The 17769-nt window shown below is 59.9% G+C and carries 14 protein-coding genes; 10 read left to right on the forward strand and 4 right to left on the reverse strand.

Annotation, left to right across the window (positions count from 1 at the left end):
* Positions 1 to 17 precede the first annotated feature (17 nt).
* Complete coding sequence (locus ACZK2V_RS11060) at positions 18 to 2669, forward strand: excinuclease ABC subunit UvrA (protein WP_026070507.1); 2652 nt, start codon at positions 18 to 20, stop codon at positions 2667 to 2669.
* Between the two features lie 85 nt (positions 2670 to 2754).
* Here ACZK2V_RS11060 and ACZK2V_RS11065 read toward each other — a convergent pair whose 3' ends face one another.
* Positions 2755 to 3714, reverse strand: a complete 960-nt coding sequence (locus tag ACZK2V_RS11065) for a LysR family transcriptional regulator (RefSeq protein WP_017354479.1) — start codon at positions 3712 to 3714, stop codon at positions 2755 to 2757.
* Positions 3715 to 3845: 131 nt separating this feature from the next.
* Here ACZK2V_RS11065 and ACZK2V_RS11070 point away from each other — a divergent pair, with 131 nt between their 5' ends.
* The 9 genes from ACZK2V_RS11070 to ACZK2V_RS11110 all read left to right on the forward strand — a co-directional run bounded on the left by ACZK2V_RS11070 (position 3846) and on the right by ACZK2V_RS11110 (position 12246).
* A complete protein-coding gene (locus ACZK2V_RS11070) occupies positions 3846 to 4253 on the forward strand; it encodes a ketosteroid isomerase-related protein (protein ID WP_017354478.1) in 408 nt (135 codons plus the stop codon).
* 1 nt (position 4254) lies between these two features.
* Positions 4255 to 4860: a GNAT family N-acetyltransferase gene (locus ACZK2V_RS11075; RefSeq protein ID WP_017354477.1), complete on the forward strand. Its 606-nt coding sequence runs from the start codon at positions 4255 to 4257 to the stop codon at positions 4858 to 4860.
* Positions 4857 to 5729 carry a carbon-nitrogen hydrolase family protein gene (locus tag ACZK2V_RS11080; protein ID WP_017354476.1) on the forward strand — a complete coding sequence of 291 codons (873 nt, stop codon included), beginning with the start codon at positions 4857 to 4859 and terminating at the stop codon, positions 5727 to 5729. Before ACZK2V_RS11075 ends, ACZK2V_RS11080 begins: the two co-directional genes overlap by 4 nt.
* 72 nt (positions 5730 to 5801) lie before the next feature.
* Positions 5802 to 7091, forward strand: a complete 1290-nt coding sequence (locus ACZK2V_RS11085; RefSeq protein ID WP_037590709.1) for an NAD(P)/FAD-dependent oxidoreductase — start codon at positions 5802 to 5804, stop codon at positions 7089 to 7091.
* 265 nt (positions 7092 to 7356) lie between these two features.
* The gene (locus ACZK2V_RS11090; RefSeq protein ID WP_005413335.1) at positions 7357 to 8466 is read left to right on the forward strand and encodes an S-(hydroxymethyl)glutathione dehydrogenase/class III alcohol dehydrogenase; all 1110 of its coding nucleotides are present in this window, start codon (positions 7357 to 7359) and stop codon (positions 8464 to 8466) included.
* Positions 8467 to 8522: 56 nt separating this feature from the next.
* On the forward strand, positions 8523 to 9098 hold the full coding sequence (gfa, locus tag ACZK2V_RS11095; RefSeq protein ID WP_005413334.1) for an S-(hydroxymethyl)glutathione synthase: 576 nt from the start codon (positions 8523 to 8525) through the stop codon (positions 9096 to 9098).
* Positions 9099 to 9195: 97 nt separating this feature from the next.
* The gene (locus ACZK2V_RS11100; RefSeq protein ID WP_049400906.1) at positions 9196 to 9939 is read left to right on the forward strand and encodes a cation diffusion facilitator family transporter; all 744 of its coding nucleotides are present in this window, start codon (positions 9196 to 9198) and stop codon (positions 9937 to 9939) included.
* 543 nt (positions 9940 to 10482) lie between these two features.
* Entirely contained in the window at positions 10483 to 11523 is a 1041-nt protein-coding gene (locus tag ACZK2V_RS11105) for a lipid A deacylase LpxR family protein (RefSeq protein WP_017354473.1), read from the forward strand.
* A gap of 108 nt (positions 11524 to 11631) precedes the next feature.
* Positions 11632 to 12246 carry a flavodoxin family protein gene (locus ACZK2V_RS11110; RefSeq protein WP_157804745.1) on the forward strand — a complete coding sequence of 205 codons (615 nt, stop codon included), beginning with the start codon at positions 11632 to 11634 and terminating at the stop codon, positions 12244 to 12246.
* A 144-nt stretch (positions 12247 to 12390) separates the two neighbouring features.
* On the opposite strand, the gene ACZK2V_RS11115 is transcribed toward ACZK2V_RS11110, so the two are convergent.
* The 3 genes from ACZK2V_RS11115 to ACZK2V_RS11125 form a co-directional block, all read right to left on the reverse strand.
* Complete coding sequence (locus tag ACZK2V_RS11115; protein WP_017354472.1) at positions 12391 to 12876, reverse strand: hypothetical protein; 486 nt, start codon at positions 12874 to 12876, stop codon at positions 12391 to 12393.
* Positions 12877 to 13149: 273 nt separating this feature from the next.
* A complete protein-coding gene (locus tag ACZK2V_RS11120; RefSeq protein ID WP_017354471.1) occupies positions 13150 to 15906 on the reverse strand; it encodes a caspase family protein in 2757 nt (918 codons plus the stop codon).
* Between the two features lie 57 nt (positions 15907 to 15963).
* Positions 15964 to 17529 carry a hypothetical protein gene (locus ACZK2V_RS11125; RefSeq protein WP_017354470.1) on the reverse strand — a complete coding sequence of 522 codons (1566 nt, stop codon included), beginning with the start codon at positions 17527 to 17529 and terminating at the stop codon, positions 15964 to 15966.
* Positions 17530 to 17769 lie beyond the last annotated feature (240 nt).

Genomic DNA, 17769 nt, shown 5'->3' on the forward strand with positions numbered 1-17769 from the left:
CCTACAGAGACATGCACATGCCAAACGCCACATTCGGTGAAGCTTCCTGCAGTGTCGCAGCAAGCGGCCTTGTAGAGGTGCGCGGTGCGCGTGAGAACAACCTTAGAGACGTTGATGTCTCAATTCCTCGCAACGCACTGGTCGTCTTTTCCGGTGTATCCGGTTCCGGGAAGTCATCTCTTGCATTCGGGACAATCTATGCGGAAGCTCAAAGGAGGTACTTTGAGTCCGTTGCTCCCTATGCTCGACGCCTAATCGATCAGGCAGGCGTCCCTGATGTTGACTCCATCGATGGACTCCCGCCGGCAGTAGCGCTGCAGCAGCAGCGTGGTGCCAGCAATGCGCGATCTTCGGTGGGTAGCGTCACCACGCTATCCAGCCTCATTCGTATGATGTATTCCCGCGCGGGAGCATATCCGGCTGATCAGCCTATGCTTTATGCCGAGGACTTCTCACCCAATACTCCCCAGGGCGCATGCGCGACCTGCCATGGCCTTGGCCATGTGTACGAGGTGACAGAGGCCCTCATGGTGCCGGATCCAAAGCTGAGCATCCGTGAGCGTGCCATTGCTTCGTGGCCACCTGCATGGCACGGGCAGAACCTTCGCGACATTCTGGTGACGCTGGGCTACGACATTGATAGGCCTTGGAAGGACCTTCCCAAGAAAGACCGCGATTGGATTCTGTTTACCGAGGAGTCGCCCACTGTGCCGGTCTATGCTGGGTTCACGCCGGCGGAGACGCGTGCGGCCCTGAAGCGTAAAACTGAGCCGAGCTACATGGGAACCTTCACTGGCGCCCGTAGGTATGTCCTGCACACGTTTGCTAACACGCAAAGTGCCCTGATGAGGCGCCGCGTATCGCGATACATGGAGGGTAAGCTTTGTCCCACCTGCCATGGCAAGCGCCTTAAGGCAGAGTCGCTGTCAGTGACATTTGCGGGTGTGGACATTGGTCAATTCATGCAGATGCCTCTTGACCAACTGGCTTCCCTGCTCGAGCCCATTTCTCAAGGAGACTTCAGTGCTCATGCTGGCGGGGGCAAGGCGAACAAGGAAGCCACCCGTCGTGATCGCGCCGATAGGGCGGCCAGTGGGCGGGCGGTCCACGCGGTGTCTCCTGACGTCCGCCGCACCTCAGCGCTGTCGGAGGAGAAGCGCCTGGCCGCGCAGCGCCTCGCTAGTGGAGTGATGAGCCGAATCAGTCAGTTGCGTGGCCTTGGGCTTGGCTATCTAACTTTGGATCGCGCTACGCCGACATTGTCCGCTGGCGAGCTGCAGCGATTGAGACTCGCCACGCAGTTGAGCTCGCTGCTCTTTGGCGTGGTGTACGTGTTGGACGAGCCGTCGGCAGGTCTTCATCCCTCCGACAGCCAGGCTCTCTATGACGCCTTGGACCGCCTCCGCGACGGTGGTAATTCCGTATTTGTTGTGGAGCACGATCTGGAGCTGATGCGCCGTGCCCAGTGGTTGGTGGATGTTGGGCCTGAGGCGGGAGAGCGGGGCGGCAAAGTGCTCTACAGCGGAGAGCCGGATGGTCTTCGTGACATCGACGAGTCACGTACCGCGTTGTACCTCTTTGACAAGGTCCCGCCCCCTAGTGGCCAAGAGCGTCAAGCGAGTGGTTGGCTGGAACTTCAGGGCATCCAGCGTCACAACCTGAAGCGCATTGATGCGAAGATACCTCTGGGCATCCTCACCGCGGTGACCGGGATTTCGGGATCGGGCAAGTCCAGCCTCGTCGCCCAAGCGTTGCCGGAGCTGATGATGCTTCAACTTGGACACGAGCCTGAAGACGACGCGGTGGAAACGGGGGCAGCAGACGGGCCAACCGTCATCGAGACGACAGGGGGACACCTCGGCGGAGATGTCGATGCTATTCAGCGTCTCGTCCAGGTTGATCAGAAGCCAATCGGACGGACGCCGCGATCGAATCTCGCGACTTACACCGGCCTTTTCGATCATGTTCGAAAGCTGTTTGCCGCAACACCAGATGCGCGGCGTCGACGTTACGACGCAGGTCGATTCTCCTTCAACGTGGCCAAGGGACGTTGTGAGACGTGCGAAGGGGAGGGGTTCGTGAGCGTCGAGCTGCTGTTTATGCCTAGCGTCTATGCACCGTGCCCAACGTGCCACGGTGCGCGATACAACGAAGCTACGCTGAAGGTGCTTTGGAACGGTAAGAACATTGCAGACGTTCTGCGGATGACTGTCGAGGATGCACGTGAATTCTTTGGCGATGAGGACGCGATCGCTCGCCCACTTCAGTTGCTGAAGGAGATTGGCCTTGGATACCTTCGACTGGGCCAGCCGGCTACCGAGCTATCGGGTGGTGAAGCGCAGCGCATCAAGCTGGCCACAGAGCTTCAACGAAGCCAGCGCGGGCGGACACTGTATGTCCTGGATGAACCCACTACGGGCCTCCATGCCTCGGACGCGGATAGGCTGCTTGTGCAGCTCCAGCGGCTCGTTGATGCCGGCAATACGGTGGTCATGATTGAGCACGACATGCGTGCCGTTGCTCAGGCGGATTGGGTAATCGACGTGGGTCCAGGTGCCGGTGATGCGGGCGGGCAGATCGTGGCGGCAGGAACTCCAAAACAGGTCGCTCGCGTGAAGAGAAGCCGTACCGCCCCCTTCTTGGCTGAGGAACTCGCCCGCGCGGGTTGACCCGACGCTCTTTTGGCCACCATGAGCGTCCCTGGCGCTCATGGCGGCCAGATCCCGTATCAGAGAGCGGCCAAGCGACTCGGCATTAGCGCTTCCCTGCTTTGGATGGCGTTAGGGCCGAGGTGGGGGAGGGCGCCATCTGCGTAAGGCTTGGTAGTGCTCCGACGGCGGAATGGAGTGCATCGAAAACTACTCTGACGCGAGGTGAGACTGGGCCGCGTTGAGGCCGATAGACGTACAAGCCCCACGGCGCAGGATCGAATTCTTCCATCACACGCTGCAGAACACCTGACTGAATGAGTGGGGCAGCCATGTAATCAGCAAGTTGGGCAAACCCCAAGCCCGCAATGACCCCTGCCATCTCCATGTCGGCATTGTCTGCAATGAAGACCGGTGCTGTCGGCGCCACCTGTACGCCTCCAGCCAGGTACCAGGGCCAGGGCCTGCCTGTATTGATGTCCACCGATGCAACCAGTGGAAACCGCGAGAGCTCGCTAGTCTCCGCTGGTGCTCCGATTCTCTCTACAAGTGCGGGGGAGCCAACGATGTGCAGTCGCATCTCTCCTGCCTTCTTCGCAATGAATCTGCTATCACGCATGAAGCCGACGCGGATTCCGACATCGATCCCTTCATCGACAGCGTCTGCAACCCGATCGCTTAAGCGAACGTCCAAGACAATTCCCGGGTGACTTTGGGTCACTGTATCCAAGGCGGCAAGAACTGCCCTGGAGCCCATGCTGTGAGGGGCACTAATTCGGACTGTGCCCACAATCTGTGAGGCCGTCGCCTTGGTTCGCGGGCGCCACAGCTTGTCTAAGCCCTCAAGCGCCGGCCGCAGCTGATGTAAGAGATCCTCCCCAAAGGCCGTGATGCGAACCTGGCGTGTGCTTCGGTGGAACAACAGCTCCCCGTAATGACTTTCAAGGGCCTGTATCGCTCGGGTGATGGCCTGAGGAGAGCTTCCCAGTCGAACAGCGGCCTCACGAAAGCTCGGCGCCTCAGCCGCGGCCCTAAACGTCTTTAGAAGATCCAGCTCGCTGTTCATCTCAAGGCCCCCATGGTCGTTGGGCTCATATTATTCCATTTCAGGGAATTATGAAATCCTATCAATTCCATATACAACAATTCTTCAGGTCTCCAGAATTCCTCCACACCCTCACCTGACCGGAGAACCTGATGAGCAAGTTCAACTACATCGAAGAGTACTACCAGGCATTCAACCGCGGTGATCGCGACGCGATGCTCTCGATGCTCACTGATGACGTTGTGCACGATCTAAATCAGGGGAGTCGCGAAGTAGGGATCGACGCATTCCGCGCGTTCCTGAGCCGCATGGATTCCTGCTACAGCGAGCAGCTTCACGACATCGTGGTGATGTACAGCAGCGATGGTGCGCGTGCCGGCGCGGAGTACGTGGTGCACGGACTCTACCACCACACGGACGAAGGTCTCCCTGCAGCGGCAGGGCAGATCTATGTTCTTCCCGGTGGCGCGTTCTTTGACATCCGTGATGGAAAGATTGCGCGCGTCACCAACTACTACAACCTGGAGGACTGGATTTCCCAGGTCCACAAGGCGCCCTGAAATGGCTACCAACGTGCGAGTAGAGGTACTGGTCGGCACCGAAATCGAGGACTGGCTCGATCGCGTCGCTCAGTTGCGGATCGAGATATTCAGTAGCTATCCCTACCTGTACGAAGGAGACATGGACTATGAGCGTCACTACCTCCGCAATTATGCGACGTCTGACGGGGGCATCGTTGTCCTGGCCAGGGATGGAAGGGACGTTGTAGGTGCATCGACTGGCCTTCCTTTGTTGAGCGCCGATGCCGCTTTCATTCGTCCCTTCCAGGAGCACGGTCCCCGGCCAGAAGAAGTCTTCTACTGCGGGGAGTCCGTACTGAGGCCGGAGTACAGAGGAGCTGGCTTGGGCCACGTCTTCTTTGATCGAAGAGAGGAGCAAGCCCGACGAAAGGGCTTCAAGTGGTCTTCTTTCGCGTCGGTGGTTCGGTCGGAGACTGATCCGCTTAGGCCACCTGGATATCGAAGCAATGAAGGCTTCTGGACTCGCCGTGGGTATGCACAACAGAGCGCGATGAAGGTCGCTCTTCCTTGGCGGCAGCATGGGGCCACGCACGAAACCGAGCAGACACTTTCACTTTGGCTCCGTTCCTTGGAGGACGTTACATGAAGATTGCAGCAGCTAAGTACGTGATCGGTCGTCCGAAGACCTTTGCCGAGTTCGCTGCGCGCCAGCGCCGAATTCTGAATGACGCACGGGAACAAGGAGTTGAGCTTGCAGTACTTCCGGAATACCTGTCGCTGGAACTGGGTTCGACTCTTCCAGAAGCTCTTCAGCTTAGCCTGAGGTCCACCCTGGAGTCGCTCCAGATCTATCAGAGCGCATGGTGTGAGCTCTATAGCACCTTGGCTGTCGAACTGGGAATGACCATCCAGGCAGGAACGTTCCTCACCGCAACATCCCATGGGATGTATCGCAACCGTGCCTGGTGGTTCACAGCTGATGGTCGCAGCGGATGGCAGGACAAGCTTCAGCTTACTGGCTTCGAGAAGCAGGCAGTTGTCATCGAGCCTGGCGATCGCATCGCGGCGTTTGAGCAGGACGGAAAGCGTGTCGGGATTGCGGTTTGCTATGACAGCGAATTTCCGCTTCCTGTTCGCCTCCAGCAGGAGGCAGGGGTGCGCTTGCTGTTGGTGCCAAGTTGCACCGACACCGACGCCGGTGCCACCCGTGTCGATGTTGGGTGCCGAGCGCGAGCGCTTGAGAATCGGATGTTCGTGGCAAAGGCGGTCACCGCTGGCGTCGCCGACTGGAGTGAAGCGCTTGATGTCAACACCGGTGAGGCAATGATCCTCTCACCGATGGACCATGGCTTCCCCAGTGACGGCGTGCTCGCAGCGACCTCCGACGATCAGGAGTGGGCGATTGCTGACATTGACTTCGCAGCGCTCGAAGCAAGCCGTGCACGAGCGCAGGTAGCCGTCGACAAGGATTGGGATGGTCAGCTCCGCTTCCATTCCGTTGAGGTCCTGAACTAACCAACGTCTAGATGCCTGGGCCATGAAGTGCTCGTGGGCGTCGCTGGCAACTCAAATACCTGGGGAATCAAAATGCATCGTATTGTCATTGTTGGTGGTGGGGCCGGAGGGCTGGAGCTGGCTACGCAGCTGGGCCGGAAGCTCGGGCGCTCAGGGCGAGCAAAAGTCACTCTTGTCGATGCTCGGATGACGCATCTGTGGAAGCCACTTCTTCACGAGGTTGCCTCAGGCGCGTTGGATGCCGCAGAAAGTGAGCTCAACTATCTCGCCCAGGCTAGCTGGAATCACTTCCAGTTTCAGTTGGGGCGGATGACGGGTTTGGATCAGAAGTCCAGAAAGATCGAGCTTGCCCCACTGTACGATGAGGAGGGCAACGTTATTGCGCCCCGTCGCTCGATCTCCTACGACACCCTGGTGATCAGCGTGGGTAGCGGAACGAACGACTTTGGAACTCCCGGTGCAGCGGATCATTGCCTGTTCCTGGACGATCCCGATGCCGCCATTGCTTTCCAGAAGCGGCTGCTGAGCGAGTACATGGGCGCGCAAGCGCGCGGCAAGTCAGAAACACTGGAGGTTGCGATCGTCGGCGCCGGCGCCACCGGTGTCGAGCTGGCGGCCGAGCTGCGTGATGCTGCAAGGCAATTTAGCGCTTATGGGCTGGACAAGATCTCTCCCGAGAATCTGAAAATCACGCTTATCGAGGCTGGTCCGCGAGTGCTGCCAGCTCTGCCAGAGCGCGTGAGCCTGCCGGTCGCCGAGCGACTTGTACATGAAGGCGTTCGTGTCATGTGTGGCTCGGCTGTGACCCTAGTGGATGAAGAGGGCCTGCAACTCGCCAATGGCATCAAGGTTGCTGCGAGGCTGAAGGTATGGGCGGCGGGCATCCGTGCTCCCGTCTTCCTTGCATCCCTCGGGAACCTAAAGACCAATCGCATCAACCAGCTCGAGGTATCTGAAACGCTGCAGACAACGCAGGATCCGAACATCTTCGCATTCGGGGATTGTGCAGCCTGCCCGAATGGACACAGCGGTACAAACGTTCCCCCCAGGGCACAGGCCGCTCATCAGCAGGCTCACTTCCTTGCGCAGGCGATTACCCGCCGTATCGAGGGACGCCCGCTGCCCAGCTTCACCTATCGAGACTATGGATCGCTGGTGTCCCTGTCGAGGGAGGGCGCCGTTGGCACGCTGATGGGTAACCTCATGGGGTCATTCAAGGTCGAGGGCTGGCTGGCCAGGATGTTCTACATCTCACTGTATCGCATGCACCAGAGGAGCCTGTTCGGTACACGCCGGGTGGTTGCGCGCATGCTGGCAGACGCATTGGGACGGAGTACGGAGCCTCGCCTCAAGTTGCATTGATGCGGGCGAGCTGAGGGGCGGAGCTGCGAGTCAACAATTCCAACGCAAGGAATTATGAAATCCAATCTGTTCCATATACAGCAATCCATCGAAGTCCAATACTTGGTCCCAACAGCTCGCCAAGAAGAATGCTGTAGGCGCATTCGACCTGATTGAAACGCGTTCTAGAGCCGGCGCCAGGGGCGGCGCGCCCGATGTACCACTGATCAAGCTCGCCCCAAAGACCGTTGTCGCACTTATCTCGTTACACCCAAGGAGAACTCACATGAAATCCCGTGCAGCCGTTGCATTCGGTCCCGGTCAACCGCTCGAGATCGTCGAAATCGATGTTGCTCCGCCGAAGAAGGGCGAAGTACTGGTGAAGATCACCAGCACTGGTGTCTGCCATACCGACGCATTCACCCTGTCGGGCAATGACCCTGAAGGCCTGTTCCCGGTGGTGCTGGGCCATGAAGGCGCCGGCATCGTTGTCGAAGTGGGCGAGGGCGTGACCAGTGTGAAGCCCGGCGATCACGTCATCCCGCTGTACACCGCAGAATGCGGTGAGTGTCTGTTCTGCAAGAGCGGCAAGACCAACCTGTGCGTTGCCGTACGCGCCACCCAGGGTAAGGGTGTGATGCCTGATGGCACCAGCCGCTTCAGCTACAACGGCCAGCCGCTGTATCACTACATGGGCTGCTCGACCTTCAGCGAGTACACCGTCGTGGCCGAAGTCTCTCTGGCCAAGATCAATCCGGAAGCGAATCCGGAGCACGTCTGCCTGCTCGGTTGCGGTGTCACCACTGGCATTGGTGCGGTGCACAACACGGCCAAGGTGCAGGAAGGTGACAGCGTGGCCGTGTTCGGCCTCGGTGGCATCGGCCTGGCGGTGATCCAGGGTGCTCGTCAGGCGAAGGCTGGTCGCATCATCGCAGTGGACACCAACCCGTCCAAGTTCGAGTTGGCCAAGCAGTTCGGCGCAACCGAATTCGTGAACCCGAAGGATTACGACCGTCCGGTTCAAGAAGTCATCGTTGAGATGACCGGCTGGGGCGTCGATCACAGCTTCGAGTGCATCGGCAACGTCAATGTGATGCGTTCGGCGCTGGAGTGTGCACACCGCGGCTGGGGCCAGAGCGTTGTCATCGGTGTGGCCGGTGCTGGTCAGGAGATCTCCACCCGTCCGTTCCAGCTCGTGACCGGTCGTCGCTGGATTGGCAGCGCCTTCGGTGGTGTGAAGGGCCGTAGCCAGCTGCCTGGCATGGTCGAAGACGCCATGCGGGGTGAGATCGATCTGGCTCCGTTCGTGACCCATACGATGGGCCTGGAAGCAATCAACGAAGCCTTCGAACTCATGCACGAAGGCAAGTCCATTCGTACTGTCATCAACTACTGATGCACCGCAGCACCGGGCAACCGGTGCTGCACTTCCAACAATAGGAGTTTAAGTCCATGCAACACCAAACTATCCATCCCTCGGTCGATTCCGGCGTCGTTGCCGGAACCGCCGGCTTCAAGGGCGGCACGCTGAAGTGCCTGTGCTCTGACAAGCCGGTTGAGATCTCCGTCGCAAGCAATGTGGCCCACAACCATGCCTGTGGTTGCACCAAGTGCTGGAAGCCGGAAGGCGCCATCTTCTCCGTGGTCGGTGTCGTTCCCCGCGATACCGTTTCGATCACGGCGAATGCCGACAAGCTGGCGATTGTCGATCCGGCTGCGACCATCCAGCGCCACGCGTGCAAGGACTGCGGTGTCCACATGTTTGGCCGCATCGAGAACAAGTCCCATGCCTTCTACGGCCTGGACTTCATTCACGTTGAACTGTCCGAACAGAAGGGCTGGGAAGAACCGCGCTTCGCCGCATTCGTGTCTTCGATCATCGAAGGCGGCGGCGCAAGGCCGGAACAGATGGACGGCGTCCGTAGCCGCCTGAAGGCTCTGTCCCTGGAGCCGTACGACGTGTTGAACCCGCCGCTCATGGATGCGCTGTCCGCGCATGCTGCACGACTCAGCGGCGTTCTCTCCTAAGCAGTGTAAATGCCGCCCCTTGCATGCAAGGGGCGGTACTTCCTGACAGTACGCCACCGGCGTATACATTTTCGCTCAGAGCCTGGAGTCTTCGACCATGTCCTTGCTTCCCCCCAACGCAATGCACGAGCGGACTCTGCAGGGCGTACAGAGCACCGGCAACGCACGGGCAATTACGAAGGCCGCGACTCTCACTGCGGTCATGATGTCCGTCGAAATTGCTGGAGGATGGGCCTTCAACTCGATGGCTCTTCTCGCAGATGGCTGGCACATGAGCTCTCACGTGCTGGTACTCCTGTTCGCACTTTCTATCGCTTGGTACGCTGAGCGGAATCAGAGCCGCCCAGAGCGCGCGGCTCGGGTGCTAGCGGTTGAGCTCATCGCGGCGAGCGTAAGCGCGATGATCATGCTTTGGATTGCCGCTTCGATGGCCTATGAATCGACGGAGCGTCTCCATGCGCCAGAGGCTGTTCAGTACTCAGAAGCGCTTGCCATCGCCGTTGCGGGTTTGATTACAAATATATTCTCAGCGCGGTGGCTACATTCTGCCTACCATCGCGAAGGTGCTGCGGTTGATCACTGCCACGTTCCGCATGAGCGCCATGCTGACGAGAAGGGGGCCGATGCGCGCAGGAGTCCCAATCTTCGTGCGGCCTATCTTCACGTCGCTACGGACACCGCTGTAACGGCACTCGCAATTACTGCACTTGTCGTGGGGATGATCTGGGACGTGACGTGGCTGGACTCAGTCACAGGCCTCATCGGAGCGTCGGTTGTCGCAGTCTGGGCCATTAGATTGCTTCGTAGCTCCATTTCGGCGTGGATAGGTCGGCGTAAGTAGCTAGTGCGGTGGTGCCTCCGTGCTCAGCACGGAGGCTAGCCCTGCGATTGGGAGCCTTCCACAAAACTCGCTGCGACCGGAGTCATTCCTGGACGCATCTGGCGAGCCCGCTGAGCGCATATGCCCCACCTCACATGATGCGGAGTTGCTGGCGGGGTGGCCATTCTCTCAGTCAGAGATCAACAAACTGACTGTGATTCTGAAACGTCCATCTTGAGCGGCTGACGTTGCTTCGCAGCGAGGTGACGTGCCCTTCAGTCTAGGTCAGTACCTGGGGCGCCGGCTGTTGCGGCACTAGGGGAGGGCCTGGACGATCTCTTGCTCAGGCGAACGTCTTGGCGAGCCCAAGAGCGCTAGATACTGCTGCAGGGATGCGCCGCCTTTGAAAGCAATTGGCGTGCGGCCGGCTGATGGCCTGGTGTATGGCTCAAACCCCTTCCTCCGGGTCTACTGCGACAGCGCATTAGATCTTCAATTGAACCTCACATTGAGTCAAATGGCAGCAAGCCCATGAAAAGACTGGCGCTTAGTCGGTTGTCTGTGATGGCGGCACTCGTGTTCCTGGCCGCTGCCCGAGCCCCGGTGGCCCAGGCGGCCGAACAATGTGGCCCGGACGCGATGCGCGATCACCCGCCGCAGATCAGCTTCCGCGTCGACAACGACCTGTTCGGTGGCCGCCACCAAGACCAGGGCTATACCAACGGCGCGCAGCTGACCCTGGTCTCGCCGAACCTGGTCGACTACACCGCCGACCCGTGCCTGCCGCGCATGGCGCGCTGGGTGAACCAGTACCTGGAAGGCCTGCACCCCGGCAGGTTCGAGCAGCAGAACATGATCTTCAGCATCGGCCAGGCCATCTTCACCCCCACCGACCCGACCCGCCGCGACCTGATCGAGGATGACCGGCCGTATGCCGGCGTGCTGCTGGCCAGCTTCGGCTTCAACGCACGCAGCGGCGACCGCCTGCAGACCACCCAGCTGGCCGTGGGCGTGGTCGGGCCCTGGGCCCAGGGCAGGCAGGTGCAGAACGCCGTGCACGACGCGCTAGGGGACGAGAAGTTCAAGGGTTGGGACAACCAGCTGCACAACGAGCCGGTGTTCATGCTGACCCACGAGCGCATGCGCCGCTGGCCGGCCGATGCCAGTGTCAATGCCGGCGGCTGGGGCTGGGATGCGATCAGTCACTATGGCGGTGCGATCGGCAACCTGGAAACCAAGGCCAACGCCGGTGGCGAAGTGCGCTTCGGCTGGAAGCTGCCCGACGACTTCGGCAGCACGCCGCTGCGCCCGGCCGGCGAGAACACCGCGCCGACCCGTGGTGGCCGCCTCAGCGGCTGGTCCTGGCACTTGTTTGCGACCACCGACGCGGCATGGGTAATCCGCGACATCACTCTGGACGGCAATACCTTCCGCAACAGCCACAGCGTGGACAAGCGCCACGTGGTCGCCCAAGGCGGCTACGGCATCGCGGTGATGCGCGGGCGCTGGAGATTCGCAATGGCGCGTTACCACAGCACCCGGGAGTTCTATGGCCAGCGCCAGTCGCCGGTGTTCGGAAGCTTCACTATTAGCCGCTCGCTATAGTAGGTGGCGACGATCGCGGGTGTTCGACCATGCAATGTCCTTGAGTGCAGTACCTCGCAGAGCGACTACAGAAGTAACGCGGGAGTGCATGATGGAGAGTACTGAATGATGCTAATCACCAAGCTCGTCGTAGTCATCGTCGCGCTTGCCGCTGGGATCAAGGTGATTGATTGCTGTGTCGTGTGGGCAGCGCGACGAAGGCTGGAGAAACTTCAGAAGCTAAAGGCGCCGGCCCCATCGAGATCTCCTTTACCCGATGCCCTGGTGGTCTACTACTCTCGCTCTGGGCACACCGCCTTAGCCTCTAGTTATCTGGCGAACCAGTTACACGCCGATCTGCGTGCTGTCGAAGCATTTGACTACTCATTGGGCTTGGCCGGGTGGGTGAATGCTATGGCTGATGGGGGTCTTGATGACGCGTGGATAAATCCCGCGTGGATGGATCTAGCTCCCTATGACGCTATCTATTTGGGAACACCCATCTGGCGTGGTTGCCCAGCGCCGCCGGCTTGGGAGTTTGTTAGGAGCAACATGTTCCCTGGGAAAAAGGTCGTACTAGTCACTACATCCAGAGGATCATGGAAGCAGTCAGCTATTGAGCTCCTTGGGCGAGAGATAGTTCGACGAGGTGCGCGATCATTCGAGCATCGGCCTTTGGCGCGCAAGCGTGCCTGGTTCAGAAGATCGGACCCAGATGATCTCAGAATTACGGATCTGATGTGACCGACCTACCATGAATGCCCCCGGCCAATGCTGCGTTTAGTCGGCACCCCTCGCCTTAGCTAGCGCTATGCCAATCGCCGCGTCGCCCCTTGCTGCACGCTCGTCAACGGCCTAGGGCCGTCCCGAGAGTTTCGTGAGGTGGTTTCATTCGCGATTGTCGAGCCGTCCGTTAGACAACGCATGCTGGAGAGCAATCGCAACCTGCGTCGCGGCGTAGACCCAATCGTTGTCTTCTTCGTACGGATCCACTTCCGAATCTTCTTTGCCACCATGGAAGAGGTTGTTGCGGACTTGCCGCATGGCTTCCACCAGCGCGACCGCATCCGATTCGGCATCCAATGGGCAGGGGCAAAAGCGGGCCACCAAGTTCCCGTTCTCTTCAATAATCATCTGCTTCATGGGGCGCTCATCGCGTTGACAGAGAAGGCGCGCACGCGCCGACTCAGGAACCTCTGACGCGAAATCGTCGCCCAACTTTCGGACGCGCTCTTGCACCTTGCGCCAAGCCACGTCGGACGTCGGTTGCCCCGTCCGGTCTTTCCGGAAGAAGTCCCCGTGCCGTCGGAGCTGGAATTCCAGTTTGCTCACGGTCTTGAGAAGGTCGTAGGCGAGATTGGCGCTTACCGGCATTTCAGCATTCTATGTGAGTAGTGTGAGGTCCGAATCGCAAACTGCCACAGCGAAGGCACAAGGACCACCAAGAAATGGCGCTACTTGAGAGCCGCCTAACACGCGGGAGGATGTCATCCTGTAGGCCGGGCGTCGCACCTCATCTAGATTCTTGACCTATAACCGCTTCGGGCTGGCAACGCAGGTCGGCAGTGACTTGGGACAACTTTGCCTAGACACCGCTAAGAATACTTGGATGGGGTTCGCGTGAAGGCCGCGCTTACGATTCGCCTCTCAGTAGTCGTCCATTGATTGCAGGTGAGTGCTGCGCTTCGACTTGGTGGCTGTCGAGTCTGGGTCGGGTTCATCTCCGTTCACCGTTACCCACTCGATGAGAGGGCCCAGGTCGGATTGGCGGCGGGCTTCCGCATACAGCTTGCTATAGGCGGCCATGGCGTATATCGGCGACAGCATGAGCTCCGCTGCCAAGGCGAAGACATCGGACTCGGGTGGCAGCGACACAGTGGTGAAGGCGCCGCTGTCGGCATCGGTGTGGCGCTCAGCCAGCGCATCCAGAAGACGCCGACGGAGTGCTTGCTGGAAGGGGCTATGGGTGGGATTAGGACACCTCAGGCCGTCTTCGACCGGAACCCAGGTGTCCAGTGACCAGGCGGGGGCGAGCACTTGCGGGGTTGCCGCGTCGTCAATCCCCTGTGCATTACCCTTCAGAGTGCCCATAGCCTGGTCAGAAAGCCGATTTCGCAACAACCAGCGGTCATCAACTGAACGCTGCCAGAGAGTCCATAGACTCCCACCGGACCGCCATTGGCCGATCTCCTCGAACAGTTCGGAGGCCAGTCCGCCTCGCGCCTCCAGCTTTGAGGCAAGGCTCCATGAGGCCGCCAGCGCGGGTGGGTTACGGAGCGGATGGGCCACGTTCGATAGGCCTAGCCATTGCGCGAGCACCGCAAAATCGGATAGACCCTCCCTGATTTCCTTAGGAACGGCTGCAACGCATTGTCCAACGGTATCGATGTGCTGCCCGCCCCGCTGGAAGGCAGCGAGGGCCGCGTACAAGGCCCACATCGGGCTGGCCATTGCTTGCTCGGTTGATGGCACCGCCACCTCCCGGCCGACTGTAAGCTGCGCTCGCGCCGCCTCCGTCGCAAGCCCGATCGGATCGAACAGCAGTGACGCACTTCCCATCCGGACCAGATGGATGGAGGCAGTCGCCAAGTCGAGCATTCGTGCGCCCTGAGTGTCCACCATCGGAGGGGTTGGCGGAGCTGAGGTACAGTCAAGGTAGATCTCGGTACGCCACCCCTTAATCACCGGGACGACCAGTCCGTCTTCATTCGACTCGTCCCAAGGGCTGGCCGTTCGCAGTGCGAGGCTGCCAGCTGTTGCTGCTAATTTGAGGTAGGCGTAGCCGAGCCTGTCGTCCGTACCACTGTGGATGAGGCGCTCCTCCAAGGTTGCCCCTACAAGGGAACTGAGGTGCCACTGCCGCCACGGTGGCGCGGGGTTTAGAGAGCCGTCGGGACTGAAACTGGAGTCGCGCGCGAAGACAAAGACCTCACCGATTTCGCTGAGATCGCGGCTTGGCTCCGTCGGAATCATCGAGTATTCAGCGGCATGAAGGGACTGATTTTGGTGCGTGGTTGACGTGCCGATGACGGGCGCAGCCGCGGAAAATTCGGGCCCGGGCAACCGCTGGTCGAGGGGCGCATCCGCAACAACGAACAGCGATTGCGCCGATTCGGCCCCGACGTGCACCAGGGCTTTGTAGAGTCCCGGAGCTAAGGACAGCGAGACCACTCCCGTACCGATGCTGACACGAGCGTAGCTAGCATCGAGCACCGTGATCTGCGCGTTGGGATTGTCCGTCCTCAACACCACCGGCTGCGCTGCAACCTCGTCGGTTCGCAAAGCGGGCATGTCGATAGGTGCAGCAACGGGAGGGGTGTTGCCTGCAGCTGGCAGCACCGGGTAGGGAACCTCGAAGGCGACGTCGGGTAGATTCCCTGGTGTAACGACGAGATGCAGACCCGGGGTCAGCTCCACGATGGGATGCTCGAGCTGGCGAAGCTGGCTACTGCGTAGCTGCCCATTTGGCGTCATGTCGGTGGGCGGCGCGGGTGGGTAAGGTGAGATGTCAGGATCCGGTTGCCGGTCGATGGCCGCGAATTTAGCAATGATGCGGCTCAGGTCGACGGCAACCCGGCGTGGGAGCGCGGAAGCTGGCGCCGACGCCGGGCGCTGATATATTCGAATCCGCTTCGTTGCGGGAGTCAGTGGTGGCGTGTATCCGGTTTCCTGTTCGTAGCGATCGGCCCATAGCACCTGGAAGTAGTCCGCGACGGCGCGATCCGTCACCCATCCGTCGGCGTCAGGCGGTGCGCTGCGCAGCGCGTCCAGTAGGACGCTAGTGAACAGGCCGCGAGACTGCCCGGCCGGGCCAATGTTGCGCTCAAAGGACTGACGTCCCCGCGGCGCTCCATACGCCTGGAACAATCGGACGTGTGCCGTTCGTTGCCGGTCCGGCGGGGTCCAAGTCGGCTCGAGCACCTGGCTCGCCTTGAGTACGTCCTGGCAGCAGTCCGTTACCAGGATGATTTCATCAAAGAAACCCGCGTTGGCGATTTTCGACGCATAACGCAGGACGGCGATATGCGCCGTGTCGCCGTTTTGCGCGACGGCCGAGAATAGTGCCGGGTCGTGAATCGCCGAACCGGCTGTGAACCCGTGTCCGGCGAAGAACAGATACAAGCGCTGTCCAATGCGGTCATGCCATCCGTTCGGGGTGCGCAGCCATAGATTAAGCGCCTTCTTGAGCTCCTTCTCGGTCGGGTTTGCGTCGTCCGGGGTCGCTGCCACGCCATAATCCTGCGACCGTATGACTTGGATACGTCGGGTGTCCAGGTCGCCGTACTCCGGATCGAGGAGCCATTGCCGGAACTCTTCGCCATCGTTCTCAGGTCCATGGAGGTCACTCAGGCCGGGATAACGGTTAATTGTCAGCACGATCGCGTAGTGATCATCTCGCGGCATGTCCACATCTCTCCCTGTTGCGTACACAAGGGCACCTTTGGCGTGCTCTCGAAGATGTCACCATCCGCCGAGGAGGCTCTCAACGCTGAGCAGCGTATCTTCGTCGTCGTCGAAAGCTCCGTGATCAATGCTTGTGCTGTTCAAGCCTGCTGTCTGTCCTTGGGACTTGGACCAGATCGTACGGTTCGGTGCAGCTCCGAGCCACGCGCGGACTGCACCTATTTCGGGAAACTTGCTATCTGAGTAGATGTGGTGCCAAGCGAAGAAGCGTTCCATGCCCAGCAGCGGCATGTCCGGTTCGTCGACGAGCGTTCCGTCGGAATTTGGGCGCGATTCGAGGACACCCGACACCAGATAGAGGAGGGAGCTGGGATAGATGAAGCGCTTCCAGTCCTGCCCATTGGGAAATTTAGAGTCGTCTCCGACGACCTGATCGTCCCGTTCGAATTCATCGCGCATGCCAAACAAGCGGAAGTGACGGATGCGATCGCCATGTTGGGTGATCGTGGCGGCAAAGCGCTCGTAGGTGATGGCGGGCGCCAGGAACACGACGTCGAATGCAATCTCGGCCGGCAGAAGCTCTGATGCCTTGTCAAGCCAATTGGCGATGTAGACGGCGCCAGTGCTGTGGCCGACTAGAGTGATCCTCGATAGCAGCCCTTCAGAGGCATGGGCGGCACGCAGCCGCTCCAGCAGCGCAGTTCCGGCATACAGGTCGGAGCCGTCGCCGAACGCATCGAGTGAGTCCTGCTTCATGCGGTTCCACTGGAGTGCCTTGCCCCATTCATTGAGTCCACTGCCACCAAAATGAACACCACGCAACACTTCCTCTACGACCGTTGCATACAGGCCGTGATCGCGTTGATCCGCGTACCGACGCAGAACACCCTGCAGGATGCGCTTCACCAGAAGGGAAACTTTGAACCAGACGATCAACCCGCGGCCTCCCTCGACCCCGGCGACCTGCGTTGATACCGCCTGCGAGAACGGGGTATCTCGAACGCTCGCTCCGCCCCCGATGAATGCATCGCGTGCTTCGTCTAACGCGGTTGGCAGGGTTTGCATGGCGACCACAAACTCGCTGTCGGTTTGCAAGTCGGCTTCGATCTCGGCGTCGTCGATCAGCGCACTCGCCGCACGCGCACCTGAGGGCCCCACTACAGGTTTGAAATCACGGTAGGGCACGTGATTGCGACTGGGATCGCTCCAATATGTATCAACTGCCTGGCGGACCTTCCCTGCATCGACGTTGCCCGGCGTGATGGTCCGGGCGCCGTTGCTACCTCCCAAGCGGCGGAGCGCGTACTCTAGCGCCTTGCGCACCAGATTCTTGAATACCGGCTCATCCGGCAGCTCGCGCAGGTTGTTGCGGATCGTTTCAACGAAACCCGACTCCCACACGGAAAAAACCGGATAGGCCGATTGAGAAAAGCGCCCCTCAAGTCGCTGGGCAATACCGATACCCGCGGCCTTGTCGACCAGGCCCCCGTGAAAGTAAAGCAGCAAATGACCACGCCCGTCCTTACGAAGCGCCGTGACGATAGCGTCGATATCCTCTGGCTTCGTATCGGTTCCGGCACCGATACGGCCGTTGCGACTGTGGATTTGATGCAGACTGCCCATACCTGGCCCCCTGTGACCAGAATGATGCCAACCCAGAGTGCCATGAGTTTATGAAGTGGGCAATCAGTAATCGCCTAGGTAGGGATTGGTCACCTCAATGCCGAGTAAGCGAAGGGCTAGAGTTGAATGCCCCGGACCATGCCGCAGCTGGGGCGGTAGTTTGCATTTGGCGCTCGATCGATAGGGACACGAGGGCACGGCTCATCGACCTGATCATTGAGGTACAGACGGAGAATTGGC

The organism is Stenotrophomonas sp. 93052_Sma (assembly GCF_056481145.1).